We start from the raw sequence: 326 nt of genomic DNA on the forward strand, positions 1-326 counted from the left end.
GTTGGCGATAAAGCCCAAATCGCTGGCGTTGATACTGGTTCAATAACCGAAAACAGCGCGGGTGTCGACATGTCACCCGACTATGCTCACTCAGGCATCGCCACACTTGGCAATACAACACTCTATGCTGATGGCAAGCTGACCATCACAGACCCCGATGTAGGCGAGTCAGGATTTGAACGCCAAGGCAGCAATGGTTACGACTATCACGGCACCTATGGCGATCTAATCTTACTCACCGATGGCACCTGGCATTACCATGCCGATGCTGGGCATCTATCAGGTATAGGTGCTAGACCCACAACGCGTGGCACTGCAATTGACCA

At 52.5% G+C, this 326-nt stretch carries 1 protein-coding gene; it reads left to right on the top strand.

Annotated features, from left to right (window positions below; all coding sequences use genetic code 11):
- Positions 1 to 326, top strand: a 326-nt coding sequence (locus AB4274_RS22065; RefSeq protein WP_372113250.1) for a VCBS domain-containing protein, incomplete at both ends; no start/stop codon positions are given.

Origin of the sequence: Vibrio sp. 10N.261.55.A10, assembly GCF_041470825.1 — a bacterium.
Classification (GTDB): Bacteria; Pseudomonadota; Gammaproteobacteria; order Enterobacterales; family Vibrionaceae; genus Vibrio; species Vibrio crassostreae_C.